24 protein-coding genes are annotated in these 22966 nt (G+C 42.0%); 11 read left to right on the top strand and 13 right to left on the bottom strand.

All coding sequences use genetic code 11. The features are described 5' to 3' along the window. Positions 1 to 173 precede the first annotated feature (173 nt). Positions 174 to 317 (top strand): hypothetical protein, encoded by a 144-nt coding sequence (locus OU792_RS16880; RefSeq protein ID WP_222583163.1) that lies wholly within the window; start codon positions 174 to 176, stop codon positions 315 to 317. 8 nt (positions 318 to 325) lie between these two features. Here the strand turns inward: OU792_RS16880 and OU792_RS16875 are convergent, their stop codons facing one another. Beyond that, the gene (locus tag OU792_RS16875; RefSeq protein WP_274670807.1) at positions 326 to 796 is read right to left on the bottom strand and encodes a very short patch repair endonuclease; all 471 of its coding nucleotides are present in this window, start codon (positions 794 to 796) and stop codon (positions 326 to 328) included. 119 nt (positions 797 to 915) lie between these two features. Between OU792_RS16875 and OU792_RS16870 the strand changes: the two genes are divergently transcribed. Then, positions 916 to 1578 carry a YiiX/YebB-like N1pC/P60 family cysteine hydrolase gene (locus tag OU792_RS16870; protein ID WP_274670806.1) on the top strand — a complete coding sequence of 221 codons (663 nt, stop codon included), beginning with the start codon at positions 916 to 918 and terminating at the stop codon, positions 1576 to 1578. 10 nt (positions 1579 to 1588) lie between these two features. Here the strand turns inward: OU792_RS16870 and OU792_RS16865 are convergent, their stop codons facing one another. Continuing rightward, complete coding sequence (locus OU792_RS16865; RefSeq protein WP_274670805.1) at positions 1589 to 2665, bottom strand: alpha/beta fold hydrolase; 1077 nt, start codon at positions 2663 to 2665, stop codon at positions 1589 to 1591. 335 nt (positions 2666 to 3000) lie between these two features. Between OU792_RS16865 and OU792_RS16860 the strand changes: the two genes are divergently transcribed. Both OU792_RS16860 and OU792_RS16855 read left to right on the top strand, forming a co-directional pair. Further along, on the top strand, positions 3001 to 3597 hold the full coding sequence (locus OU792_RS16860) for a DUF4136 domain-containing protein (protein WP_274670804.1): 597 nt from the start codon (positions 3001 to 3003) through the stop codon (positions 3595 to 3597). A 263-nt stretch (positions 3598 to 3860) separates the two neighbouring features. Beyond that, positions 3861 to 5036, top strand: a complete 1176-nt coding sequence (locus OU792_RS16855; RefSeq protein WP_274670803.1) for a hypothetical protein — start codon at positions 3861 to 3863, stop codon at positions 5034 to 5036. Between the two features lie 499 nt (positions 5037 to 5535). Here OU792_RS16855 and OU792_RS16850 read toward each other — a convergent pair whose 3' ends face one another. The 3 genes from OU792_RS16850 to OU792_RS16840 all read right to left on the bottom strand — a co-directional run bounded on the left by OU792_RS16850 (position 5536) and on the right by OU792_RS16840 (position 8211). Then, on the bottom strand, positions 5536 to 6747 hold the full coding sequence (locus OU792_RS16850; RefSeq protein ID WP_274670802.1) for a hypothetical protein: 1212 nt from the start codon (positions 6745 to 6747) through the stop codon (positions 5536 to 5538). Between the two features lie 301 nt (positions 6748 to 7048). Continuing rightward, a complete protein-coding gene (locus OU792_RS16845; protein ID WP_274670801.1) occupies positions 7049 to 7633 on the bottom strand; it encodes a hypothetical protein in 585 nt (194 codons plus the stop codon). A gap of 122 nt (positions 7634 to 7755) precedes the next feature. Beyond that, positions 7756 to 8211 carry a GNAT family N-acetyltransferase gene (locus tag OU792_RS16840; RefSeq protein WP_134201282.1) on the bottom strand — a complete coding sequence of 152 codons (456 nt, stop codon included), beginning with the start codon at positions 8209 to 8211 and terminating at the stop codon, positions 7756 to 7758. A gap of 239 nt (positions 8212 to 8450) precedes the next feature. On the opposite strand from OU792_RS16840, the gene OU792_RS16835 reads away from it, so the two are divergent. Further along, positions 8451 to 9806, top strand: coding sequence for a metal-dependent hydrolase family protein (locus OU792_RS16835; protein ID WP_134201280.1), 1356 nt, complete (start codon positions 8451 to 8453; stop codon positions 9804 to 9806). A 79-nt stretch (positions 9807 to 9885) separates the two neighbouring features. On the opposite strand, the gene OU792_RS16830 is transcribed toward OU792_RS16835, so the two are convergent. From OU792_RS16830 to OU792_RS16805, 6 genes are all read right to left on the bottom strand, one after another. Next, positions 9886 to 10389 (bottom strand): CIA30 family protein, encoded by a 504-nt coding sequence (locus OU792_RS16830; RefSeq protein ID WP_274670800.1) that lies wholly within the window; start codon positions 10387 to 10389, stop codon positions 9886 to 9888. Positions 10390 to 10623: 234 nt separating this feature from the next. Continuing rightward, positions 10624 to 10884, bottom strand: coding sequence for a hypothetical protein (locus tag OU792_RS16825; RefSeq protein WP_274670799.1), 261 nt, complete (start codon positions 10882 to 10884; stop codon positions 10624 to 10626). 31 nt (positions 10885 to 10915) lie between these two features. Then, a complete protein-coding gene (locus OU792_RS16820; protein WP_274670798.1) occupies positions 10916 to 12358 on the bottom strand; it encodes a TolC family protein in 1443 nt (480 codons plus the stop codon). Next, entirely contained in the window at positions 12351 to 15602 is a 3252-nt protein-coding gene (locus OU792_RS16815; RefSeq protein WP_134201274.1) for an efflux RND transporter permease subunit, read from the bottom strand. The genes OU792_RS16820 and OU792_RS16815 overlap by 8 nt, the downstream gene beginning before the upstream one ends. Before the next feature lie 28 nt (positions 15603 to 15630). Next, positions 15631 to 16719, bottom strand: coding sequence for an efflux RND transporter periplasmic adaptor subunit (locus OU792_RS16810; RefSeq protein ID WP_134201272.1), 1089 nt, complete (start codon positions 16717 to 16719; stop codon positions 15631 to 15633). 114 nt (positions 16720 to 16833) lie between these two features. Then, on the bottom strand, positions 16834 to 17250 hold the full coding sequence (locus OU792_RS16805) for a hypothetical protein (RefSeq protein WP_134201270.1): 417 nt from the start codon (positions 17248 to 17250) through the stop codon (positions 16834 to 16836). Positions 17251 to 17782: 532 nt separating this feature from the next. Between OU792_RS16805 and OU792_RS16800 the strand changes: the two genes are divergently transcribed. From OU792_RS16800 to OU792_RS16775, 6 genes are all read left to right on the top strand, one after another. Beyond that, positions 17783 to 18769, top strand: coding sequence for a fatty acid desaturase family protein (locus tag OU792_RS16800; RefSeq protein WP_051260728.1), 987 nt, complete (start codon positions 17783 to 17785; stop codon positions 18767 to 18769). Between the two features lie 10 nt (positions 18770 to 18779). Continuing rightward, on the top strand, positions 18780 to 19982 hold the full coding sequence (locus tag OU792_RS16795; protein WP_274670797.1) for a DEAD/DEAH box helicase: 1203 nt from the start codon (positions 18780 to 18782) through the stop codon (positions 19980 to 19982). Positions 19983 to 19992: 10 nt separating this feature from the next. Continuing rightward, on the top strand, positions 19993 to 20238 hold the full coding sequence (locus tag OU792_RS16790) for a hypothetical protein (protein WP_026946057.1): 246 nt from the start codon (positions 19993 to 19995) through the stop codon (positions 20236 to 20238). 4 nt (positions 20239 to 20242) lie between these two features. Next, positions 20243 to 20437 (top strand): cold-shock protein, encoded by a 195-nt coding sequence (locus OU792_RS16785; protein ID WP_026945704.1) that lies wholly within the window; start codon positions 20243 to 20245, stop codon positions 20435 to 20437. Positions 20438 to 20488: 51 nt separating this feature from the next. Then, a complete protein-coding gene (locus OU792_RS16780; protein WP_024282374.1) occupies positions 20489 to 20683 on the top strand; it encodes a cold-shock protein in 195 nt (64 codons plus the stop codon). A gap of 196 nt (positions 20684 to 20879) precedes the next feature. Further along, complete coding sequence (locus OU792_RS16775; protein WP_274670796.1) at positions 20880 to 21593, top strand: head GIN domain-containing protein; 714 nt, start codon at positions 20880 to 20882, stop codon at positions 21591 to 21593. Between the two features lie 68 nt (positions 21594 to 21661). Here the strand turns inward: OU792_RS16775 and OU792_RS16770 are convergent, their stop codons facing one another. Further along, complete coding sequence (locus OU792_RS16770) at positions 21662 to 22414, bottom strand: SDR family NAD(P)-dependent oxidoreductase (protein WP_274670795.1); 753 nt, start codon at positions 22412 to 22414, stop codon at positions 21662 to 21664. A gap of 184 nt (positions 22415 to 22598) precedes the next feature. Beyond that, the coding region (locus OU792_RS16765) for a hypothetical protein (protein ID WP_274670794.1) at positions 22599 to 22966 on the bottom strand (368 nt) is incomplete at its 5' end.

Genomic DNA, 22966 nt, shown 5'->3' with positions numbered 1-22966 from the left:
CAAAACTACATCAATCTAGAAACCATGCTTCCGACCTATACGGAGGAGGAGGCTCTACTCAGAAACAAATTAATGAAACAAGCCTTTGCAATCTGTGAAAAGCTTCAAGCTGATATCTATCAAATTGGGGCGGATATACTATTCAAACACCTTGACAATAAAATCCATAAATCATGAAAGAGTTAAAAATTAAAGACCTGATCAAAGAGCTTAAAAAGGCCAAGAAAAAAGGAGCGAAAAACCTTCAATTCAAGGGAACATTGATGGTATCCGAATTAGGTAACAATATCATTGTATCTACGGAGCCACAGTGGTAAAGCAGTTCTTAATGAAGCGGAATGGAGTCTATAATGCTTTTTAAACAGGCACCTAACTCCCCTTTTACCTCAAAGTCCCAAAACCTCAAAACCGTCCAACCCTTGGATTGGTAGTAGGAATTGACTTCTTGATCTCGCTGCATATTCCGTTCGATTTTGGCAATCCAAAATTCACGGTTTGATTTGATGGCATGTTTTCGGTTTTCCCAATCGTAGCCATGCCAGAAAGAGCCATCGACAAAAATGACCAGCTTGTATTTTTTTAGGCTGATATCAGGTTTTCCTGGAAGATCCTTTTTGGGAGTTTTGTACCGAATCCCCGCATGCCAAAGTGCTTTTTTTAAGAGCTTTTCAGGCTTGGTCCCTTTTGATCGGATTTTGGACATATTGAATGAGCGCTTCGCGGTTGTGTAAAACCCATTTTCCTCCGAAAACTTAGGGACTGCTACTTTTGGTCTTATGTAGGGTTTGGAACTCACTTTTTCAATTTAATTTTACCTGCATCACTATTCAAACATATCTGATCCAAATTGGTGTCGCTTACATAAAATTAATCTTTTCACCTATCCCCTACCTTTACCTCCAAAAACCCAAGATTATGCCTGCTTTTCGATTGCTAGTTTCCTTTTGCCTGTGTCTTTTATTGCTCTTTCCGAGGACGGGGAATTCCCAGGAATGCTTGGATTATCGGAATCTCTGCATTCAGACTGGGGATCTGATCTTTGTGGGGGCTAAGACAGAGCAACTATCCGGGGCGATCAATCGGGTGACCCAGCGGGATTCTAATGTATCCTTTGACCATGTGGGAATGTTGGAGATTGTCGGCTCGCAGGTCTATATCCTGCATGCCAGTACGGAGAAGGGCTCTGTCTCGGAGCCTCTCGACAGCTTGGTCGCCCGTACTCAAATGAATGATAAGAAACTGGTCCTCTATCGACTCCAAGCAGAGCTGCAAGCGGCTATTCCCCAAGCCATCACTACAGCCAAGTCTCTCCTGGGCAAGCCCTACAATTGGTCCTATGTCCTCAATGACTCCAGCTTGTATTGTTCAGACTTGGTGGAGCGCGCCTTTCGACATGCGGAGGTATTTTCCTTGGAGCCCATGACTTTTATCAATCCGGAAAGCGGAAAAACCGATACCTATTGGCTGGAATTCTATGAAAAGCTAGGGATACCCGTACCCGAAGGCAAACTCGGTTGCAATCCCAACGGACTAGCAGCCAATGAAAATCTACGGCTAGTTGGGGAATTGAGCCGGTAGACCAAAGAAATTACTTAGGAGTCTTTTCATCTTCAACCATGACCCTGATGTGATTGACCAAGGTCACTAAAAATCTCCCCGGTTCTTCCAAAAACGGCACATGTCCGCTGTTTTCAAAGGTGAACATTTCCTTTTGTGGGGCGCTGAGTTGCTGGAAATAATCGGCTGCACCCTGATAGGGCGTATGCAGATCATGCCTTCCCATCATGAAAAAGATCGGAATCTCGAAATCTAATGGAAACTCCCCTCCTCCGCCCTGAGCCAACATTTTGCGGGAAATCCAGGGACTGCTTATGCCCAAGCTTGAGATTTCTTCCGCTGTGTAGAGGGGCGATAGTTCGGGCAGTTGGAAGAGCAAATCAAAATTTTCTTTCCCATACCAACCCCCATTGAAGTAACGAGCCCATTTTCTAACTGTCAAAATTTTACGAATGGGATTACCTCCTTCCGGATTGGGATAAGGGGCTATAGCTTCCAATTCTTCCAGGGCCTCTTCATTTCCTACTTCGGAAGCCAGTTGCAGCAATCGTTGATAAATAACCAATTCAGGATTGCCGGGAGCCATCTGCCCCACTCCAATATAGGCATGAAGCTTCTGAGGGATGCGAGCAGCCATTCGGATCCCCATTCCTGCACCATAGGAATAGCCCATCAGGAATATTTTATCCTGATTTAATCTGGCACGCAGGGAATCCACTAGCAAATAGGCATCCTGAATCAGCCCTCGGAAGTTGATCCGGTCCACGCGACTGCTATCCCCTTCCAGCCAGTTTTTACCCGCTAGTTGCTGATCCCAATTGACGACGGTGAAATAATCCTCCCAGGGGGTCTGATAGGCCCAACTAATAGGCATCAGTGGACTCGCAGGGCCTCCATGCAAGACGAGTAAAACCGGGTTGGAGCGATCTTTCCCCCGGATACTTACCCATTGTTTGGTTCCATTGAGCTCGATCTGCTCTAGCAGTTCTATGCCTTCAGGGGTATGGATGGTCTGCAAATCCCGCAAAATTTCAATTGACTTGTCTGATTGCTGAGCAAATAGCGAATGACCCAAGAGCCAAAAGAATAGTAAGAGTATCCTGCGCATGAGAAGCTGATTTATTTATTCAGTTTTTTTGAAAGAAATAAAAGAAGAAAAAAGCAGATAATTTTCCAATTCATTTTTTCATCTTGGTAGATAAATCTCAGAATATATAATCAGAACATATTCTATATCTATATTGAAATAAGTTTTTTAAAAAAAATTAAATATTGAATAAGCATTTATCGCCATACAATCAATGGATGATGCACATTTATCAAAATTCTATTTTTATATATTGGAATTATTAAAATTATATTAAAATAAAAATATACAGGAATGTAACATATAATAATAAGACCCGTTATAATAGGTAGATAACCACAAAAACCTTATTTATTATGAGCTATTTAAAAAACAATTATTTATACAAAACATTATTCAGTTTGGCAATGCTAATATTCTTTGCTACCCCTTACACAGTTGCGCAAAAAACGTACACAGATGTAAGGGAAAGCAAGGATTTGTCCGACTATCAATCTTACGATTGGGTATTTAACAAGGATATTATTCCTGAAGACTACATTTTAGTAGATGGAGATATGACCTTGATTTACAACAATAAAACTTCCAATTCGCACGTCAAAGAGGCGATTGATACCCAAATGGACGCGAGAGGCTTCGTACACAATGAAGAGAATCCAGATATGTTGGTGAATTTTCAGATTTTGGAAAAACCTACTGAATTGAGAACCTATACCATGACAAATGGACAAGACTATTTAGGATTTGGACCAAGATCTGTAAGTACTAGAATGGTACCTGTAAAAGCAGGAACAGTAATAGTAAATTTCATTGATGCCCAAACGGGTAACCAAATATGGCAAGGATTTGCTTCAGGAGCCTTTGAAGCAGCTGATATGAAAAATATTAGTAATCTGGAAGCAAAAGTAATATCCATCTTTAATGACTGGAATTTTGACCCATTCGGTGAATAGTATAGATAAGCAATTTACCGATTGAAGGCGATGTGCAAAGCATCGCCTTTTTTTATATCCCATGAAATAGTCCGAATTGACATCTTTTTTACTTTGGAATATAGAAGTCTCCCAAGTATTTCTGTAGTCCTATTTACCTGAAAATAATCATATATTTTAATCAATAAATCAGCTAATCGGATAATTTTTCTATATTGAATCGCATTCAAAATGCATGAATGAAATAAAGCCACTTTTTACCCACCCACTTCCCAAAAAAGACCATGACCAGATTTACGATTGTTTTTGTTTTGATCTGCATTATTTCCGCCTGCAGGTCACATGAGAATTTATTGACGGATGCGAAGACCTATTCCAACTTTCGGGGATTTATTCCGATCGATCCCATTGAATACCATGATGAGATCTTGCTTTCTAAAGACGGTGACCTCTACACCAAGGACATCAAACTGATGAATAGCGATGAGATTTTCCAGTTTTTGAATAATGAAACTGTTTTGGTCAGTATTGGCCAGGTGAATGCAGAAGGTGGAATATCCTATTTACCTGTGACCGTTTCTACCAAAAACTCCAGTTACAAGGTGACCATGGACTACATGAAATTTGCCACCTTGGCTGAGGTTCGTTCGGATGGATCCTTTATAGGTTTCCGACGGGTTGGCGTTGGGCTCCGACTCATCACCCTTCTGACCGCCAATGAATCAGGGATAAATATCGGAGACCTATCTTCCATTGGATTGGCTGCAAAGCAAGGCACGATCAAAGGAACCATGATGATCGAAGTAGTCGGCATCAAATCCCAAGAGGTGACCACCCTTCTTCCTTTACCTTCTGAAATCAATCAAACCACCATTCAAAATGCCATGCAGGCTTTGGCGACTATCAAATCAAAAATCTATGACGAAGATACCGAGCTTTTCCCTCAGGTGATGGCCATCAAGCCGGATAGTACTTCCAGAAAAAGAAAGCCAATAGCTCAGATCCCTGACTCCAGACCAACAAATCCAGAGACGCTGCCTGAGCGGTTCCCGAATTCTGGAACCGATAGTCTATTGACGACTACACCTCCCATTACCTCCGATCCAGCACCTGAGGATATCCGCAATGACTATGAAAATGATATCCTTTTACAAATTGGCGGAAGCAAAACCACTGTCTCCAAGTACCAAAAAGCCAAAAATCTTGAGAGAACCGCTTTTGAATATCTTTTTGATCGAAGAATAGATCAGGTGATCGAAACCCTGAATGAAGCTGAAAGAGCCTATCCGGGCTTTCATAGTGTCTACGATATCAATAGGCTCCTCAAAGCGGAACGGGAGGTATTGAAGGATCCAGACTCACCCAAATGGAAGGAGGTCTATGCAAGAATTTTGAAGGATTATCCCTGGAAGCTATCTGATGAGATTATTGAGCGCTTGGAAAATGAAGTAGATTCATAATCTCCGATTAACCCGCCGGAGTAAGTGTCTTCACTCATGTTTAAACAAACCATAATCCACCGCCAGCGTGAGTGTCTCCACTCACGATTTAACTTTTACTCTCTTTAGCCTGCCCACCTCCCGGAGGGCAGGCCCGCCTCCCGGAGGGAAGGCAATCTCATAATTTACCATTCTCTTCCCTGAGACTGCTTCTCCCGATTCTCGGGATCGCAGTGACGGTAGGCGCGTCATTGCGAGGGCAAAAACCTAAGAATCTTGAAGCTTTCCAGTTTCTTTTCATGCCCGAAGCAATCTCATAAATTGCTATTCCCTTCCTTGGGACCACTATGCCTACGTGAGTGTCTTCAATCACGGTAAAACCAGTATTTCCCCGAACGAAGTGAGGTGTATATCAGGAGGCGAAGCCTACTATATTTCGCCGAAGGTATATTTCTTTTCATACCGCCGACCTGAGTGTCTTCACTCACGTTCTATCCAATAGAAGGCTAATTCCTTCCAATCAAAAAGTATCTACTCCTACCCGAGCCAAGGCGATTTTCATTTCAGGGCCCTCCATCTCCGTCCAGGCAAAATAGATCCAATCCCCAAATCGCTCCATCTGAGGAAAACCACTTCTCCGACTGGGATCCATGACTGCTATTTCATAAGCCGGAAAAAGATTGCCAGACTGATTCACTTTTTGCACCATCAGGTAAGTCGCATCTTCTTTCATTTCCATCCAAGAGATCAGACCCTCCTCCTCATTGAGCAAAGTCACATCTACTCTTCCCAAGGCATCACCGGTACTGATGCTTTGTGCTTGGGAAAAGTCAGCACCGCTATTGCTAGAAAAAGCCACCTTCACAGCCGAGGATTGATCCGCATCGGTAAACCAAGCAGCAAGGACAAGTTCACCCTCTGCGTCTACTCTAGGACCATTTACAGGGCAACCCGTGATAGTCCAGCCATCAGGATGGATGATACTGGGCTCCGTCCATTTGCCATGGACCAAGCGGGTAATGGCGATATCCCGAATCTCCCGGTCAGATCTGTTTCGGTATAAAATAATTGGCCCCTCAGCGGTCATGGCAGCGGTAGTCTGACAGCAATCGCAGGTACGTGCATCTAATAATTCATCCCAGATCACTTTTCCCTCAATATTCACTTCAGCTACTCGTAGGCTCATAGCTCCGGAATGAGCAGAATGATCATGTCCTCCGGCAGAAGTTTGCCGGCCATCTAGCCAAGTCACCAAATAGCTGCTATCCGAATAGGCTATGGAACTTACAAACCCATGCTCTGTCAAGGTACTATCCTTGTGCAAGGCTAGATTATTTTTCCAAGTGCCTCCTGATTTTGGTCGTACCTGCATTTGAATGTCATAGGAAAAAGTAGCTGGAGATGACTTTTTTAAAATATGCGCGAGGAGATTTCCCTGATTTTCAACTATTGCAGGATAATCTGCCCAGTTGACAAACCAATCCTCGCCTCTCGTGATGAGCTCCGGAGAGGAAAAAGCTTCGTCTTTGAATTCGGAAACATAGAGTGCATGGGTAGAATCAGAATCTGGAGACACAAATGAAAGCAAAAGCCGGTCCTCTGATGCAGAAAGGAAAGGTAAGGAAGCCATAGCTGGTCCAGGGAAATCAATTTTCTCTGGTTGCCAAAGCTTTTCTTCTCCTAGTTGGCAACTGCCAAACAAAAGCAACAATAGGTAGGCGTAATTCTTCATATCGCTAATTAAGTAGAAAGCAGCTTTACAGACTAGGCCAATCGCAAAAGAAGTGAGGTATATCTTTCTGCAGGCCTATTTCATCGAGCGAAGCAAGATATATTTCCATTGTATTTCGCGAAGCCTATTTCAACGACCAAAGCTCAAGATATCTTGTGAGGCGAAGCCGAACCTATTTCTTGCCATAGGCATATTTCATTGAGCGAAGCGAGTATATATTTCCACCGTATTTCGCCAAAGGCGTAATTCTTTACATAACGTCGACGTGAATATCTTCACTCGCGTTTAAAAAAATTGCAAATCACTTCATCTGCTCGATTTCTTTGATATTATTGGAAATGGGTGAAATGCTGATTGACTTTTGATCCTTTTGAATATGAAAAATAAAAGTGCTAGTATTTCCCAATTTCCTGACCTCTTTCTTTTCCCCATTTAAAAAGTGTAGCGTGACATCGTGCTTGATTTTATTCTCTCCAATATTGGATCTTTCTTTCATTCCTTTTCCCAAACCGTATCCCACAAAGGCGAATAAAACCATCACGGACATGACTATTCCATAGGCTGCATAAACAGTCACACCTTTAGATTCAGAATCAGACTTATTGGAGCTTTTCTTGCCTTTTACAATCATTAGGTAGTAAAAAACCGAACCAACCACGATTAATAAGATTAGAAGAATGGGTTTATCCGTCAGAATAGCAATCGGTCCAAGCAATACATCCAATATACTGGCATAGCTTAAAAAATTGATTCCAATCAATCCGTAATAAAGCGACTCAGCCAAAATCCCCAAAATCAAAATATAGAGGTAGCCTAGCGGTAAAATCTCGGATAGACTAAGTGAAGATTCGGGAGACTCTTTTCTTGAGGAAAAAGGAATTAACATGGTTTTTTTAATTTAAGTCACATCGGAAAATACATCCTGAAGATCAAAAATGAAAATCTTTAATTTGCCATCCTGTATAGAAAGTCTCTAGAAGAGATCAAAAGGCTTGTCACATTTGGATTTCACCTCGCAAACTGGTAAACCATCTCGATATGCTCAATCCCATCCTCATCGTAGACATCTCCCTCCTCCCGGAAGCCTAAGGACTGATAAAATTTCAAGGCGTAAGTCTGCGCACCAAGCCGGATGGGAACTGAACCAAAAAGATTAAAACAGGCTTCAATTGCTTCATCCATCACTTTTCGACCTAGGCCTTTCCCTCTATGAGCCGGAGCAGACACCACCCGACCGATTGCAACCTCTTTGTAGGAGAGACCAGCAGGTACGATCCGACAATAGGCTAGCAATTCGTTTTCATGATAAATACTAAGATGATGGCATTTTTGGTCCTTATCATCCAAATCCAAAAAAACACAGTTTTGCTCCACTACGAATACTTCACTTCTGAGTCGAAGGATTTGATAGAGTTCTTCATTGCTGAGTTGGGAAAAGGTTCGTAGCCGGGTTTCAAGATTCATTATTCTAGCTTTAGTTTGGGTTTTGATCTGCAAACCAACGAATATAAATCAAATCTCCCTCGGATAAATCCAATTCTCTCCAAACGGAGAATTTTGAAGTCTATAAAAGTCAATTAAAAACCAGGAAAACAAGAAAAGAACCTACGCTTTCTGCTAATTTTAACTGAGAACTCATAAAAAAATATAACGCCTCAAGTACTCTGTACTTTTTTCCATTCTATAATTTGTCCTTTTTACCTATGTACCCTTCCCAATCATTGATCATAAAACTCAGTTCTTTTATCCTTTTCAGCATCCTTTGGGCTGTTTCCTTTGCTACTTGGTCCCAGGATCATTCCAGCATTGTATTTCAAAATGTTCGTGTTTTTGATTCAAAGAATATGATTTTATCCGAGCCACAAAATGTACTGGTAGAGAAGAATACCATCGCACAGATAGATAAAGCTTGGACAAAAGAGATGCGAAGCGCTCCTATCAAAATTAAGGGGAAAGGGACAACCTTGATTCCTGGATTGATTGATGTGCATGTGCATTTGGTTTTTGGATCCTTGAGTATGGTACAAATGATGTCGCCTGGATTGAATCAAGAGCTAATTCTCGAAAAATCCGGTAAAGGAGCAAAGGAAATGCTGCTTCGGGGATTTACCAGTGTACGAGATGTTGGGGGGCCTATTTTCCCTCTCAAAAGAGCCATTGACCAAGAAAAAATACAAGGGCCAAGGGTTTGGCCGTCTGGGGCTGTGATCAGTCAGACGGCTGGACATGGGGATTTTCGAACTCCAGATGAGCGATCCCGAAAGTTTTTTGGAACTCCATCCCGTGCCGAGTTATTTGGCGCAACCTTTATCGCGGATGGAAAGCCGGAGGTTTTGACCGCCGTTCGAGAAAACCTGCGATTTGGGGCCAGTCAGATCAAACTAATGGCTGGAGGAGGTACTTCCTCCGCTTATGACCCCATCGATGTCACTCAATACACCCTGGAAGAAATGGAAGCAGCTGTAGAGGCGGCTGAAGATTGGGGAACTTACGTGACCGTTCATGCCTACACGGACCGCGCGGTACAAAAAGCCATCAAAGCCGGTGTCAAATGTGTAGAACATGGTCAGATGGTTTCGGAAGAAACGCTGAAATTGATGGCAGAGAAGGGAATTTGGCTGAGTTTACAGAACTTAATGGATGATAGCCCAAACATGGACCCTGCTCGAAGGGAAAAAAGAAAACCGGTTTTAGAGGGGCAGAAAAAAGTATGGCCTTTGGCAAAAGAGTTAGGAGTTCAAATCGCTTGGGGAACAGACTTCCTATTCGAGCCTGAGCTTAACAAGGAGCAGAATGCTTACATTCTCAAGCTTCTGGAGTGGTTTTCACCTTCGGAAATACTGAAAATGATTACTTATGATAACGCACGTCTTTTATCATTATCAGGTAATCGCAGTCCTTACAAAGGTCAACTGGGTGTAGTAAATCAAGGTGCTTTGGCAGATTTGATTCTAGTAGATGGCAATCCCCTGGAAGATATAAGTCTCTTGGCACAACCTGAGGAGAAATTTTTGGTGATTATGAAAGATGGAAAACTTGTTAAGAATAAAATGGACTAGCAAACCCTAAGCCCTGCATTTTGTCATCATTCAAGATATTTGAGAGAAAAATATGGAAACTTGAAGCTCGGGAAAGCAATCAATAAAACTTCAAATAATCGATCCAAAGCTCAAAACTTCCCTCCTGCTTATCTGCAAGGATAAAGCCAATACGCTTAATCCCAGCTAGTTCCTTAGGATCAATTCCCTCAGCCATTGTATTTCCCATTCGGCTGATTTCCAGTTCTCGAAGTGGAATTTTCAAGGTTTGCCAATCCTCACTTTTTTCCCCAAACTTCTTTCGATATTTTGGAAGATAAAAAGGTGTTTCTTTTTCGATGAGCAGTTCAAATTTGCGGTCAGTATCAGATTTGTATCGAATTTCGCAAAAGGAATATTCAGATAAATCATAATTACCCATAGGTCCTCGAAGCGAGACAAAGCCACCGTTGTTTTTGAGTGAAACTGTTCCGGAAAACAAGACTGCATCATCGTTCAATTGAGCTTTGGATTCGGAGAGGCCACCCATGACGCCATCATTGATAATTGACCAGCGTCCAAAATCCTTTCCTTCACCAAAATCGAATATTAGGGGGTCGTTCATTTTTTGAGGGTAAAGAAATAAATAGATAAATCCAAGGATAGCCGCTTTCCACATACCATAGAAATAGGATTATAGCTGGAAATGTTTAATGGCCCTTACGGTTTTGGGGCTTTGAATTCAAAAAAGAAACCATTTAATCAAAGACTAAATGGTTTCGAAATTAGATCTATCTTTTTACCGTATTTTCAAATTGGATAAGCCTGTATCCAATTACCCTTTCGAGATATTCATGGGTCATGGAATTGCCGGTCCCTTGGGAAGGGCATGACATCCGATCTCGAATACTTTCTCTTCAATAAGCGAAATAGGAACAAGGGTATTTACAAAGACGGAAATCTCCACTGGATAGGTCTCTGCGTGAATTTCAACGCGATCAATTTGCTCCAAATTTGTCAATGCATCCTTGATTTTTGTGAGATCTTCTTGGCTATTAGTATTGACCAAGAAAGTTTTCCCTATATCCCCTGGTAAGATGTTTTCTGAGAGTAAATTCATGATTTTGTTCTTTTTAGCCTTGAATAATATACTAATTAATTTGCCATCCTCCACCTAAAGCTCTGTATAACTCCACCTTAGCTTGAAGCTGACTTAGCTTGATTTCCACAAGCTCCATCTCGGCATCCAAAGCCTCTTCCTGTGTAAGGAGAACCTCTACATAATCTGCTTTCGCAAATTGAAACAAGCTGTTTGCAACCTCGACAGACTGCCTTAGCACCTCTACCTCACGGGATTTGGTGTCAAAGCTATTGGTGTAATTCTCCAACTTGGCCATTTGATTGATTACATCGGTATAAGCGTTCAAGATAGTCTGTTCATAGGCAAAGACCGATTGAATTTGCTGAGCCGAGGCCATGTTGAATTGAGCTTGAATTGCCTTTCGATTGATCAAGGGAGCCATTAGGTCTCCTGCGGCATTGAAGATCAAGGATTCAGGATTGAAGAGGTAGGCAGGGTTGAATGCTTGATAGCCAATTCCAGCCCGAAGATCCAACTGAGGATAGAAGTTTGCTTTAGCCGATTTCACATCCAACTTGGCCGCTGCGATCTCCAGTTCAGCCTTTCGAATATCTGGTCGGTTTTCCAACAATTGACTAGGAATTCCAGCCTGTAAGCTATCCAGCTTTATTTGCATCATGTTATCAGAATGCCGCGGAATAGCCGTAGGATAAGCGCCAGTTAAGAAATAAAGACGGTTTTCAGTCTCCACCATTCGCTGACGAATCGCATATTGCTGGTTTCTGGTATTGAGTAATTGCGCTTCAAACCGATTGACAGCCAACTGATTTGCTTTTGCATACTCTTTCAATTGCCTGGCCTTTTCAAGAGCATCCTCTTGAATAGCCAAGTTTTGATTGATGATATCAAGCAGATTATCCAGAGCCATCAATTCATAATATGAGGTGGCAATTTCTCCTATCAGTTGGGTCTGCAGGAAGTTTTTACCCTCTGTTTTAGCTAGATATCGCAGTTGTGCGGCATCCTTTGCATTGCGGAGCTTTCTCCAGATATCCACTTCCCAGGAGGCCGTAGCTCCCAAAACGAAATCTCCAAGAGGTTCAGGAAATTCCTTCCCTTCTTTGATCTCCAAGTTGTGTTCAACAGCACCATCACGAGTAAACCTTCCCGGTTTTTCAGCACCTGCTCCTACACCTAAGTTTACAAAAGGTTGATATTCCCCTTTCTTTTCCAACACCTCATTCTTGCCGATTTCAATTTCCTGCAAGACGATATTGAGCTCTTGATTGTGAAGCAAGGCTGTATCAATCAATGCGATCAAATAGGGATCTTCGAAGTAAGATTTCCAATCTACAGCTGCCACATTGCTAGTATCGCCCTGAGTTGAAATAAACTCCTCAGGGAGCTTTGTATTTGCTTCCTTGAAATTGACTTGGGCAGATTTACATCCCCAAGCCCCAAGTAAGATCAAGAAAATGACCTTTTTCCAAAGACTATATTTATTCCTATTCATTGTTTTTGTTTTTTCGGTTTGCGGCTTTTAGCAAGACATTAAGTTTTGCTATTTTTTTCAATAGAGACGCACTGGCTTGACCTTCTTCCACGTAGGCTTCGGATAGCGAAGAATGTGCCTCATCCTGAATGAGGTTTTTACCCTCAATCATTTTACCGAAGGTGAAATAAAGACCAGGAATGATCAATACACCGATCATGGTACCTAAAAACATCCCTCCCATGGCGGAAGAACCGATCGTTTTGTTCCCGACAGCTCCTGCTCCATGTGCAATTACCAAAGGAATCAATCCGGCGATGAAGGCAAAGGAAGTCATCAAAATCGGACGGAAACGCATTTTGGCTCCTTCGATAGCAGCATCCAATACGCTGGCTCCTTCCCTGTGCCGCTGAACCCCAAACTCAACAATCAACACGGCATTTTTCCCCAGCAAACCAATCAGCATAATCATACCAATCTGTGCATAGACATCATTGGCTAAGCCCATGAGTTTGAGCATCAGAAATGATCCAAATATCCCGATAGGCAAGGAAAGTAAGACTGCAAAAGGCAAGACAAAACTTTCGTATTGTGCGGCTAATACCAGGTAGACAAAGAGTAGTACCACGGCAAAGATGTACACCGCTTCATTTCCTCTTCGGGATTCATCATAAGACAAATCCTCCCAGGCAATGTCATATCCTTTTGGTAAGGTTTGGGCGGCTACTTCACGAATTGCCTGAATGGCATCCCCCGTCGTAAACCCTTCGGCAGGTAATCCTCGAATTGCTGCAGAATTAAACAGGTTATAGCGCGTAATCTCGTTCGGACCTTGAGTCTTGTTTACCTTCATAAAAGAAGAGTACGGCACCATTTCACCTTCCTCATTCTTGACAAACAAATCCTCTAAATCCGATGGATAGCGGCGAAATTCCGGAGCTGCTTGGGTGTAAACTTTAAAAAACCGACCAAACCGGATAAACCCTTGCTCATAGGTACTACCGATCAGAATATTTAGGTTTTCCATAGCTTTACCAATGGTCACTCCTTTCTGCATAGCAGCCTGATTATCAATTTCCAAGTGATATTGCGGGTAATTGGCCGCAAAGAAGGTAAACAAGCCTTTCAACTCAGGTCGCTTTCGCAAAGCAGCCAAAAACTCTTGGTTGATCTTGTCAAACTCCTCGTAGTCTGTTTCTCCACCTGTTTTATCGAGCATTCGAAGTGAAAACCCACCCGAAGAACCGAATCCCGGAACAGCCGGTGGCTCAAAGTATTCGACTACAGCTCCCAGGTCCTTGGTTTCCTCTTCCAATTCTTCCATGATTTCATGAACGGAATGTTCCCGCTCTGACCAGGGCTTAAGGTTGATCAAGCAAGTACCTGCATTTGATCCCCTACCCTCTGTCATGATTTCATATCCGGCAAGAGAAGTAACAGACTCGATTCCTTCTACCTCTTCAGCAATTTTCTGAAGCTCCTGGGCTACCTTATTGGTAAGCTCCAAAGTGGAGCCAGGAGGTGTCTGAATGATAGCATAAATAGTACCCTGATCTTCATTTGGCACAAAGCCTGAAGGAAGTATATCATTGGTATAAATGATTCCCGCGACAAAAAGCCCAAGAATCCCAAAGGTGACTAGCCTTCTGGCAACCATCACATTGAGAACTCTGATATAGTGACCAGTCAGCCTTTCAAAAAGCCGGTTGAATCCATCAATAAAGCGATCAAACAAGGATTTTTTACGCTTTCCATGATGATTTCTCAGAATCATAGCACATAGAACCGGAGTCAAAGTCAAGGCTACAATTCCAGAGATAATAATGGAACTCGCCATGGTAATGGAGAACTGTCGGTAGAAAACCCCAACCGGTCCACCCATAAAGGCAATCGGAACAAAAACCGATGTCATCACTAGGGTGATCGCGATGATCGCACCACTTAATTCTCCCAAAGCTTTTTGTGTTGCTTTGTATGGAGTGAGTTTTGGATCTTCTTCCATTTTGGCATGCACCGCCTCGACGACCACGATGGCATCATCGACTACCACCCCGATGGCCAAAACCAAGGCAAAAAGGGTGATGAGGTTGATGGATAAGCCAAAGAGTTGAAGCACAAAAAAGGCCCCAATCAAGGATACCGGTACGGCTATGATCGGGATCAGCGTAGATCGCCAATCTCCTAAAAACAGGAATACTACTAATGCCACCAAAATAAAGGCATCCCTAATGGTATGAACTACCTGCTCAATAGAAGCATCCAAGAATTTGGAGACATCGTAGCTATACTCGTAGTGAACACCTTGAGGGAAGTCCACTTCCAGTTCCTTCAATTTCTCTTTTACCTGGGCAATCACATCACTACCGTTACTATCGGGAGTTTGCTTCAAGACAATGGAAGAGGAAGGACGGCCATCCAAGTTGGAGTAAATATCAAAAAACTCACTTCCCAGTTCGACCTCGGCGATATCTTTTAATTTAATTAGTTCCCCTTCCTCATTGCTTCGTATGATGATGTTTTCGTATTGCTCAGGCTCGTTGAATCTACCCGAATAGGTCAGCACATACTCCACTGACTGAGCTAATTTCCCGGAGCTTTGACCTAGACGACCCGGACGGGCGATAACACTTTGCTCATCCATAGCCTCCAGGACCTCTTCAGCGGAGATTTTATAGGCTCGCATACGGTCCAGTTTTAACCATACACGCATCGCGTATTTACGAGAACCTAGAATCTGTGCCTGCGCGATACCGTCTATCCGCTGTAATTCTGGAATAATTCGGGTATAGGCATAATTATAAAGGAACTTCTCATCGATATCAGCTCCCTCTTCCCCATATATATCTACATACAAGAGCATACTGGGTTGGACTGGGGTGATGATAACACCTTCCCGCTGCACCAAAGGAGGCAGGTTTGGCATGACTTGATCCACCCGTGTTTTTACCCGGACTACTGCTTGGTTGGGATCTGTACCGGGTTCGAAAACAACCCGAATAGTACCCTCCCCTGCACTTGTTGCATCAGAAGCGATGTATCGCATTCCCTGAACACCATTAATGGATGTTTCTAGCGGAATCAAGGTTGATTTGGTCAATACATCCGCACTGGAGCCCGGATAGGCCACAAAGATGTTGACAGTCGTTGGTGCGATCTCAGGGAACTGAGATATAGGCAGCTGGGTAATGGCAAGTAATCCCACAAAAACAATCATAAAGGAGATTACAATAGCCAATACAGGCCTTCTTAAAATATCTTTAAACATTTCTTTCGGAATTTAAGGTGATTGGTAATTACTCGGCATGTAGATGCAAGCCTTCCAAAACTTCGGTTGGATTGATCAATTCAAAGTGAATTTTCTTACCGTTTTCGACCTTTCGAAGGCCTTCCAAAAGAAATGTATCAGTAGACTTTAGACCACTACTGATCAAATAGATATGATTGAGTTCGCCCTCAACCTTCACCTCTCTAGACTGAATAGTCCCTTCTTTGTCCACTAAATAGACAAACTTCTTGTCCAAAACTTCAAAAGTGGCTTTTTGAGGAATCATAGTCACCCCTTCCAATGGCTTAGGCCAAAGAATATTGCCTGTTTGACCATGACGTAGCAGGCCATTCGGGTTTGAGAAGGTAGCACGGAAGGCAATATTACCTGTAGTGTTGTTGAAATCTGATTCGATGGTCTCTATTACTCCTGATTCAGAGAATAGACGATTATTTGCCAAACGGAGCTTGACAACCTCTAGGCTATCATTAGAACTCATGGCGTAATCCAGATATTCTGACTCTGGGACATTGAAATACACCCACATCTTGCTGTTATCAGAAAGCGTTGTCAGCAATTCCCCTTCATCAAGCAAACTACCTAAGCGGACTTCCTCAAACTTCCCGACAATCCCATCAAATGGAGCCCGAACTTCGGTGAAGGTAAGATGTGCTTGTGCCAAAGCTAGTTCAGCCTTTGCTTTTTCAAGTTGTGCTTTAGCTAATGCCGCTTCGTTTTGAGATACGATATCTTTGTCCGCCAGTGCCTTGATGTTTTCATATTCCACTCTGGCAAACTCGACCTCAGATTGAGCTTTTTGAAACTCAGCCTGGTAAATAGTCGGCTGAATTTGGAACAGCAGCTGCCCTTTTTTGACATGCTGTCCTTCGTCTACGAAGATTTTTTGAAGGTAGCCTTTTTCAAGAGCTCGTAGTTCGATGTGTTGAATAGCTCTAATTTGGCTTACATATTCTTTAATAAGTACTGTATCTTGTTGTATAGGTTGGGACACCTTGAAGGTTCCAGCCTCTTCGTGTGTAGTATGAGAAGCGCCGCAAGAGCTAATCAAGAAGGCGCAGCCCACTGCAAGGAATAGTAAATTCCTGTAGGTTTTCATAATTGAATGAATTTTTAATTGTAGGTAAAAAGAAGTAAATCAAGCCCCTAAACATCCATTTAGATAAGCAATAGGGACAGTTAGCTCGGGCCAAATAAGGCCAATCAAAAAATCCTACAATCTATAGACGCAGTGGAAAATATGAAGACGGTCTGTAAGGTCTTCAAAGAAATTTTTGGAATAACGAATAAAACGTGTTTGATCACGTCCAAGACTTATAGAAAGAAGACAAGCAAGAATGGCTGCTAGCGCAAACTTCAGCTGATCTTCAAAGTCTGTACCTGATTCTTCAACCTGCTCGAAGACTTCATTTTCCCAAGAAAACAAAAAGCCTGCGCTTGACTTCACTTCATCAACATCGACAGAACTACCAACATTTGCATCTTCTGAGGTAGAACTTAATTGGGAATTAAAGGAAGATGGATGATTTAATAATTCAAAACCAGAAAAAACGCCTGGGGCAAAAAGAGTAAACAACAATGAATAAATCACTGTCAAGAGAAATGCTGCCCGAAATGGTTTACGAATCATTATGGCAAATTTATTTGAATAATTTTCAATAATCCAAATGATTCATTTAAGATTTTTGATTAAAAATGGAGATTTAAAATAAAAAGCGAAAATGGACTCTGAATTCTTCCTAAATAGGAGTGTTTACCTAAATATTTGAAAATAAATCAACAGGAGTAGTAGAATTCATTTTTCTTTAGCTACCTTTGATGCATCTGAGTAGGAAATTGCTACAAGCAGCAAATATATCTCAGGTAAATGTATCGGTAATTATCCTGCCACAAGTAGCAAATCAAGAGTTTTTCCCTCGGTCTTTCTTCTTTTCTTCTACTTTTTGATTCCCCCCTCTAGCAGAAAAGCTAATTGAAGAATTAAACGCCGCAGATTGATTTGAAAGTAAAATTTAGAAGTATCCTTAGTATCCTTAACACCCTTATTTATCAAAACCATTCGATTCTCGGAATCAGCTCTTTCTGATTTCTCCCTCACATTACGCAGTCGCGTAAACACCTATTTCAAAGAAAAGCAAACTCAAAAACATGGCAATACCGAAATGGTCATTAAGACTGTTTTTATGTTGTCGCTCTATTTTGTTCCTATCATTATGGTCAGTACAGGATTATTGACTCAGACCTGGCAGCTTTTTGCGGCCTTTATCCTGAGTGGATTTGGAATGGCTGGAATAGGAATGGGTATTATGCATGATGCTATTCATGGCACTTACTCCTCAAATCCCAAAATCAATAAAATTCTTAGCTACACACTCAACATGGTTGGGGCAAATGCTAGCGTTTGGCGTATTCAACACAATGTACTCCATCATAGCTTTACCAATATCCATGAAGGCGACGATGATATCAATGCTCCGTTTTTCTTGCGCTTCTCACCTAACGTAAAGAAAAATAAACTTCACCCCTACCAATCTTGGTACACTTGGTTTTTCTATGGGCTTTCCACATTATCCTGGGTTACCACAAAGGATTTTATACGACTTGATCGTTACCACAAAATGGGATTGGTCAAAGGTGAAAATGCATACCGTAATACCTTCCTGAAAATACTAGCCTGGAAAGTAGTCTACTTCGCATTTACGCTGGGAATCCCAATGATCTTCTCACCCTTCGGAGTGGGGCAGATTCTTCTAGCTTTCCTTGTCTTGCATTTCATTACGGGCTTATCGATTTCATTGGTATTTCAGACAGCTCATATTATGCCTGATGTAGTCTTTCCAGTAATGGATGAAAACGGTATGGTAGAAGGTGAGCGCATGATTCATCAATTGGTAACGACCTGTAATTATTCACCGAAAAGCAGAATTTTCTCTTGGATGATTGGCGGGCTGAATTATCAAGTAGAGCATCACTTGTTTCCGGATATCTGCCATGTACATTATCGGAAAATTGCACCGATCGTGAAGCAGACGGCAGAGGAGTTTCAACTCCCTTACTATTCCAAGAAAACCTTTTTTCATGCTTTGAAGGCACATTTCCAGATGCTCCATCACTTGGGCACTGTGGAAACTATTCCTGTGAAAAGCTAAACCACTATCCATGCAAACTTCAAAAAGAAATAATCGGCCAAATCCTTCCAGCCGTGGCTCGCAAGCGCCCAAAGGAAGGAGACCAGCCAAAGCAAAACCAGTTTCTAATCTTGATCCAAATTTGCTTCGAAAATCAGCTAAGCCGGTGCTTACTGAACAGAAGCAGGAGAATAGACAACGATTCGATGAACTGAAGCTTGACAATAAAATTCAGCAAAACATCACATCCAAAGGATATGAGTTTTTGACTCCTATTCAAGAGCAGGCTATTCCTGTTTTGCTACAAGGTAAAGACATGCTCGCCATTTCCCGTACGGGATCCGGCAAGACAGCAGCCTTTCTGATTCCATTGATCATCCGATTGATGCAGAAGCCTCTAGCTACCTCTCTTCTGATCGTCACTCCTACCCGGGAGCTTGCACTTCAAATTGGAGAAGAATTCAAAGGACTGAGCCAGGGAATGAATCTTCGCTTTGCCACATTTATCGGTGGAACGAACATCAATACTGACCTTAAGAATCTTGGACAAAAGCCCCAGGTAATCATTGGTACACCCGGAAGACTATTGGATCTATCCAATCAGCGGGCACTTCGATTGAACCATATAAATACCTTGGTTTTGGATGAATTTGACCGAATGCTAGATATGGGTTTTGTCCATGATGTGAAGCGACTGGTGGAATTGATCGGGAAGCGCGAACAAACGCTATTGTTTTCCGCGACTTTGGATAAAAATCAGCGAAAGCTAATCGATGGACTTCTTCATCAACCAAAAGAAATCCATGTAGATCCAGGAACTGCTGCCAACGAGCATATCGAGCAGGATACTATTCGAGTGCCTGAAGGCAAAGACAAGTTTGAAATGCTACAGGATTTGTTTAATGACAAAGATTTGAAAAAAGTCATTCTCTTCACGGAGACCAAAAGACTGGCAGATCGACTTTGCAAGAAACTCAATCAAAACGGCATCAAATCCGGTCAGATTCACGGGAATAAATCACAGAACTTTAGAAATAAGGTTTTGGATGAATTCAAAAATGAATCAATCCGGGTCCTGGTTGCCACGGATGTGGCTGCTAGGGGAATTGACGTGCAGGATGTCACGCATGTCATCAACTACCAACTGCCCATGACAATGGATTCGTATATCCACCGAATTGGACGGACGGGGCGGGCCGGAAAGACCGGTCGCGCGATCACCTTTATTAACTAAACCACGCAATATGGCCAAAAACCAAAATGCTTTTATGAAAAAGCAGCGCGCTGAACTCAAACGCCGCAAGAAAAAGGAAAAATTTGAGGAAAAGCTGCAGCGTAAATCACAACCCAAAGACGGAAGTCTTGAAAATATGACAGTTTATGTGGATGAATTCGGAAATCTATCGGAAACTCCACCTGAGCCTCAAGAACCGAAAAAAAAATTAAATCAAACCAATACCCGCAGTAATTCTGCTGCACAAAACAAGTAAAACTATGAACGAAGGAACAGTAAAATTCTTTAACGAGTCCAAAGGTTTTGGATTCATCACGCCATCAGACAACTCTGAAGACGTATTTGTACACATCAGCGGTCTCGTACACGAGATTCGTGAGCACGACAAAGTTAGCTTTGACACGACTCAAGGTAAAAAAGGTATCAATGCAGTCAATGTAAAAGTAATCGGTTAATCCCGATCACTTGACTTGACCGGGCTTTCGGGCCCATCAATTCAAAAAATCATGAACGAAGGAACAGTAAAATTCTTTAATGAATCCAAAGGATTTGGATTTATTACTCCAGCAGACAATTCTGAGGACGTATTTGTACACATCAGTGGACTAGTACACGAAATCCGTGAAAACGATAAGGTAACCTATGATACCGTTCAAGGTAAAAAAGGAATCAACGCAGTCAATGTGAAAGTGGTCGGTTAATCCACCCTTATTCATTCAAAAGAAAAGCGGAGTGTTTACTTCGCTTTTTTTTATGCCTTTTTTAATAATCACATTTCTTCTTCACCCTAAAATAAAGCATCAGTATGCTCTATAGATCTTGAATCCTATTGAACACAGTGCCCAGATCGATATTCTTCAGATATTTTTTAACTTAACATCCTAAACCTCAACAACTATGAAGAATATAAAGTATTTACCTTTTCTATTGCTGCTTCTTGCCTTTTCCTGCGTAAATAGCTCTAAAAAAGAATTGGGTGAAAAACTAACCGAAACCAAGTCTATAGCAGGCGTTACCAAAGTTAGTCTTACAGGAGCATTTAATGTCCACATTCATCAGGGGGATAAAGAATCAATGGAGATTGAAGGTTATCAGAAAAGCCTGGACCAGCTGACGATTACTCAAGAAAATGAATCCTTACAAATCAAGTTTGGATCAAAAGAGCTAGAATTTGAAGAAGGGTTTACACCAGAAATCCACCTGACTCTAGCCAACTTAGAAGAGCTGGCCTTTGACGGTGCAGGGAATATAGAGTCCGAGGGTAGATTGGAACTCAATAGCCTCCTTATCAAAGGAAATGGTGCTGCCAATTTAGAATTGAATTTTGAAGCAAATGAATTGGAAGCCAGACTGAATATGATGGGAAATACTGATTTCAAAGGCAGTGCTGAAAACGCAAAAATCCTATTTGAAGGTATGGGCAATTTAGATGCGGAGGATCTCCTCACAACCAACTTAGATCTAAGGTCAAGTGGTATGGGGCGTGTATCGGTATATTGTACTGGTGAACTTTCACTCCAAGCAGAAGGCATGGGAGTAGTCAGCTACAAAGGCAACCCGACGGTAATCAAAGAGGAAGTAAATGGTCTGGGAATCGTGAATAGAAATTAAAAAGGCAATATTCATCTGAATAAAAATGCGAGCCATTCAAAGGCTCGCATTTTTTCTTTTTCAACTGTCTACTGTGCTAAGTATCCCCCATCCACAGGATAATAAGAACCTGTAACAAAAGAAGACTTCGAAGATCCTAACCAAAGAATCAATTCTGCCACTTCCTCCGACGTACCCAATCGACCTATAGGATGTAGGCCTTCTACCATTTTGAGCGTCTCCTCATCCAAATTATTAGTCAATAATGGGGTCAAAATATAACCTGGTCCAATCGCATTTACACGGATATTTGAGGTAGCATATTCTAAAGCTGTGGCTTTCGTAAGGCCAACCAATCCGTGCTTGGCAGCGACATAGGCCGGAGACATTCTCGTACCTACTGCCCCGAGGATGGAGGCAATATTGACAATCACTCCTCCCTTATTCTTAGCCATAGCTTGAACTTGATAGTGCATACCATAAAAAACACCAGATAGGTTGGTATCGATGACCTTTTGCCAACCCTCTAGAGGGTATTCTGCTGTAGCAGCCAATGGACCACCGATACCGGCATTATTAACTGCAATGTCTAGCTTCCCGTATTCTTTGATAGCAGCATCAACCAGTTTTTGATTTTCTTCTGCTAAGGAAATATCTGCTTTGAAAAACATAGCCTCACCTCCGGCTTTCTTGATCTCCTCTACTACTTCATTTCCTTGCTTCTCATCAACGTCAGAAACCACCACCTTGGCTCCTTCTTGAGCATAGAGTAAAGCAGCCGCCCGTCCGATTCCCGAAGCAGCACCTGTGATAATTGCAACCTGATCTTTAAGTATTTTCATAGTGTAGTGTGTTTTAAAATTTGATTTTGATGACTTTCAATCAAAACATCCATCTACTAATAAGACGTAAAAACCACCAGGATATCCAAGATTTAGCGGACTTTATGCAGTCAACATGACAAAAATCAGTATATCGCCTCTTCCAGGCAGATTTGCTTTTTTCGGATCAAAGGAACAGAATCATTTAATTTTCTAAAACGGTGAAGTTTTGAGGATAAGGATTATAGATTCCTTCCATTAGGAGTCCGAGACTATACTCACCTGGAGAATACTCTGGCACTTGGGTCCGGTATAGATTTCCTGTTACTTTTTCCAAAAGCATGGCCAAGAAAAAGACTTCTTCATAATTACCCGCCAAATACATGAAATCCCGTTCCTCTTCTAAAATCAACTCTACCAAAATCTCCTCTCCCACAGCCGCAGACAAAGTGCTGATCGATGCTATTCTTGGATATCCTATCGAAAAGGCACGTTCGAGGGTATCACTTTGTCCACCTGAAAGAACTTGAAGATCGTAGCGTTCATTTTCACTGTATGATTCTTTTAGAACAT

Source organism: Algoriphagus sp. NF, assembly GCF_028823735.1.
GTDB classification, from domain to species: domain Bacteria; phylum Bacteroidota; class Bacteroidia; order Cytophagales; family Cyclobacteriaceae; genus Algoriphagus; species Algoriphagus marincola.
Note: the sequence above shows the minus strand (reverse complement) of the source record. Positions and strands in the feature narration are given on the sequence as shown.

Bases quoted from the DNA above. Each gene is read 5' to 3' on its own strand.
- OU792_RS16880 (WP_222583163.1), top strand. From the start codon at position 174: ATGAAAGAGTTAAAAATTAAAGACCTGATCAAAGAGCTTAAAAAGGCC.
- OU792_RS16870 (WP_274670806.1), top strand. From the start codon at position 916: ATGCCTGCTTTTCGATTGCTAGTTTCCTTTTGCCTGTGTCTTTTATTG.
- OU792_RS16865 (WP_274670805.1), bottom strand. From the start codon at position 2,665: ATGCGCAGGATACTCTTACTATTCTTTTGGCTCTTGGGTCATTCGCTA.
- OU792_RS16860 (WP_274670804.1), top strand. From the start codon at position 3,001: ATGAGCTATTTAAAAAACAATTATTTATACAAAACATTATTCAGTTTG.
- OU792_RS16855 (WP_274670803.1), top strand. From the start codon at position 3,861: ATGACCAGATTTACGATTGTTTTTGTTTTGATCTGCATTATTTCCGCC.
- OU792_RS16850 (WP_274670802.1), bottom strand. From the start codon at position 6,747: ATGAAGAATTACGCCTACCTATTGTTGCTTTTGTTTGGCAGTTGCCAA.
- OU792_RS16845 (WP_274670801.1), bottom strand. From the start codon at position 7,633: ATGTTAATTCCTTTTTCCTCAAGAAAAGAGTCTCCCGAATCTTCACTT.
- OU792_RS16840 (WP_134201282.1), bottom strand. From the start codon at position 8,211: ATGAATCTTGAAACCCGGCTACGAACCTTTTCCCAACTCAGCAATGAA.
- OU792_RS16835 (WP_134201280.1), top strand. From the start codon at position 8,451: ATGTACCCTTCCCAATCATTGATCATAAAACTCAGTTCTTTTATCCTT.
- OU792_RS16830 (WP_274670800.1), bottom strand. From the start codon at position 10,389: ATGAACGACCCCCTAATATTCGATTTTGGTGAAGGAAAGGATTTTGGA.
- OU792_RS16825 (WP_274670799.1), bottom strand. From the start codon at position 10,884: ATGAATTTACTCTCAGAAAACATCTTACCAGGGGATATAGGGAAAACT.
- OU792_RS16820 (WP_274670798.1), bottom strand. From the start codon at position 12,358: ATGAATAGGAATAAATATAGTCTTTGGAAAAAGGTCATTTTCTTGATC.
- OU792_RS16815 (WP_134201274.1), bottom strand. From the start codon at position 15,602: ATGTTTAAAGATATTTTAAGAAGGCCTGTATTGGCTATTGTAATCTCC.
- OU792_RS16810 (WP_134201272.1), bottom strand. From the start codon at position 16,719: ATGAAAACCTACAGGAATTTACTATTCCTTGCAGTGGGCTGCGCCTTC.
- OU792_RS16805 (WP_134201270.1), bottom strand. From the start codon at position 17,250: ATGATTCGTAAACCATTTCGGGCAGCATTTCTCTTGACAGTGATTTAT.
- OU792_RS16800 (WP_051260728.1), top strand. From the start codon at position 17,783: ATGGTCATTAAGACTGTTTTTATGTTGTCGCTCTATTTTGTTCCTATC.
- OU792_RS16795 (WP_274670797.1), top strand. From the start codon at position 18,780: ATGCAAACTTCAAAAAGAAATAATCGGCCAAATCCTTCCAGCCGTGGC.
- OU792_RS16790 (WP_026946057.1), top strand. From the start codon at position 19,993: ATGGCCAAAAACCAAAATGCTTTTATGAAAAAGCAGCGCGCTGAACTC.
- OU792_RS16785 (WP_026945704.1), top strand. From the start codon at position 20,243: ATGAACGAAGGAACAGTAAAATTCTTTAACGAGTCCAAAGGTTTTGGA.
- OU792_RS16780 (WP_024282374.1), top strand. From the start codon at position 20,489: ATGAACGAAGGAACAGTAAAATTCTTTAATGAATCCAAAGGATTTGGA.
- OU792_RS16775 (WP_274670796.1), top strand. From the start codon at position 20,880: ATGAAGAATATAAAGTATTTACCTTTTCTATTGCTGCTTCTTGCCTTT.
- OU792_RS16770 (WP_274670795.1), bottom strand. From the start codon at position 22,414: ATGAAAATACTTAAAGATCAGGTTGCAATTATCACAGGTGCTGCTTCG.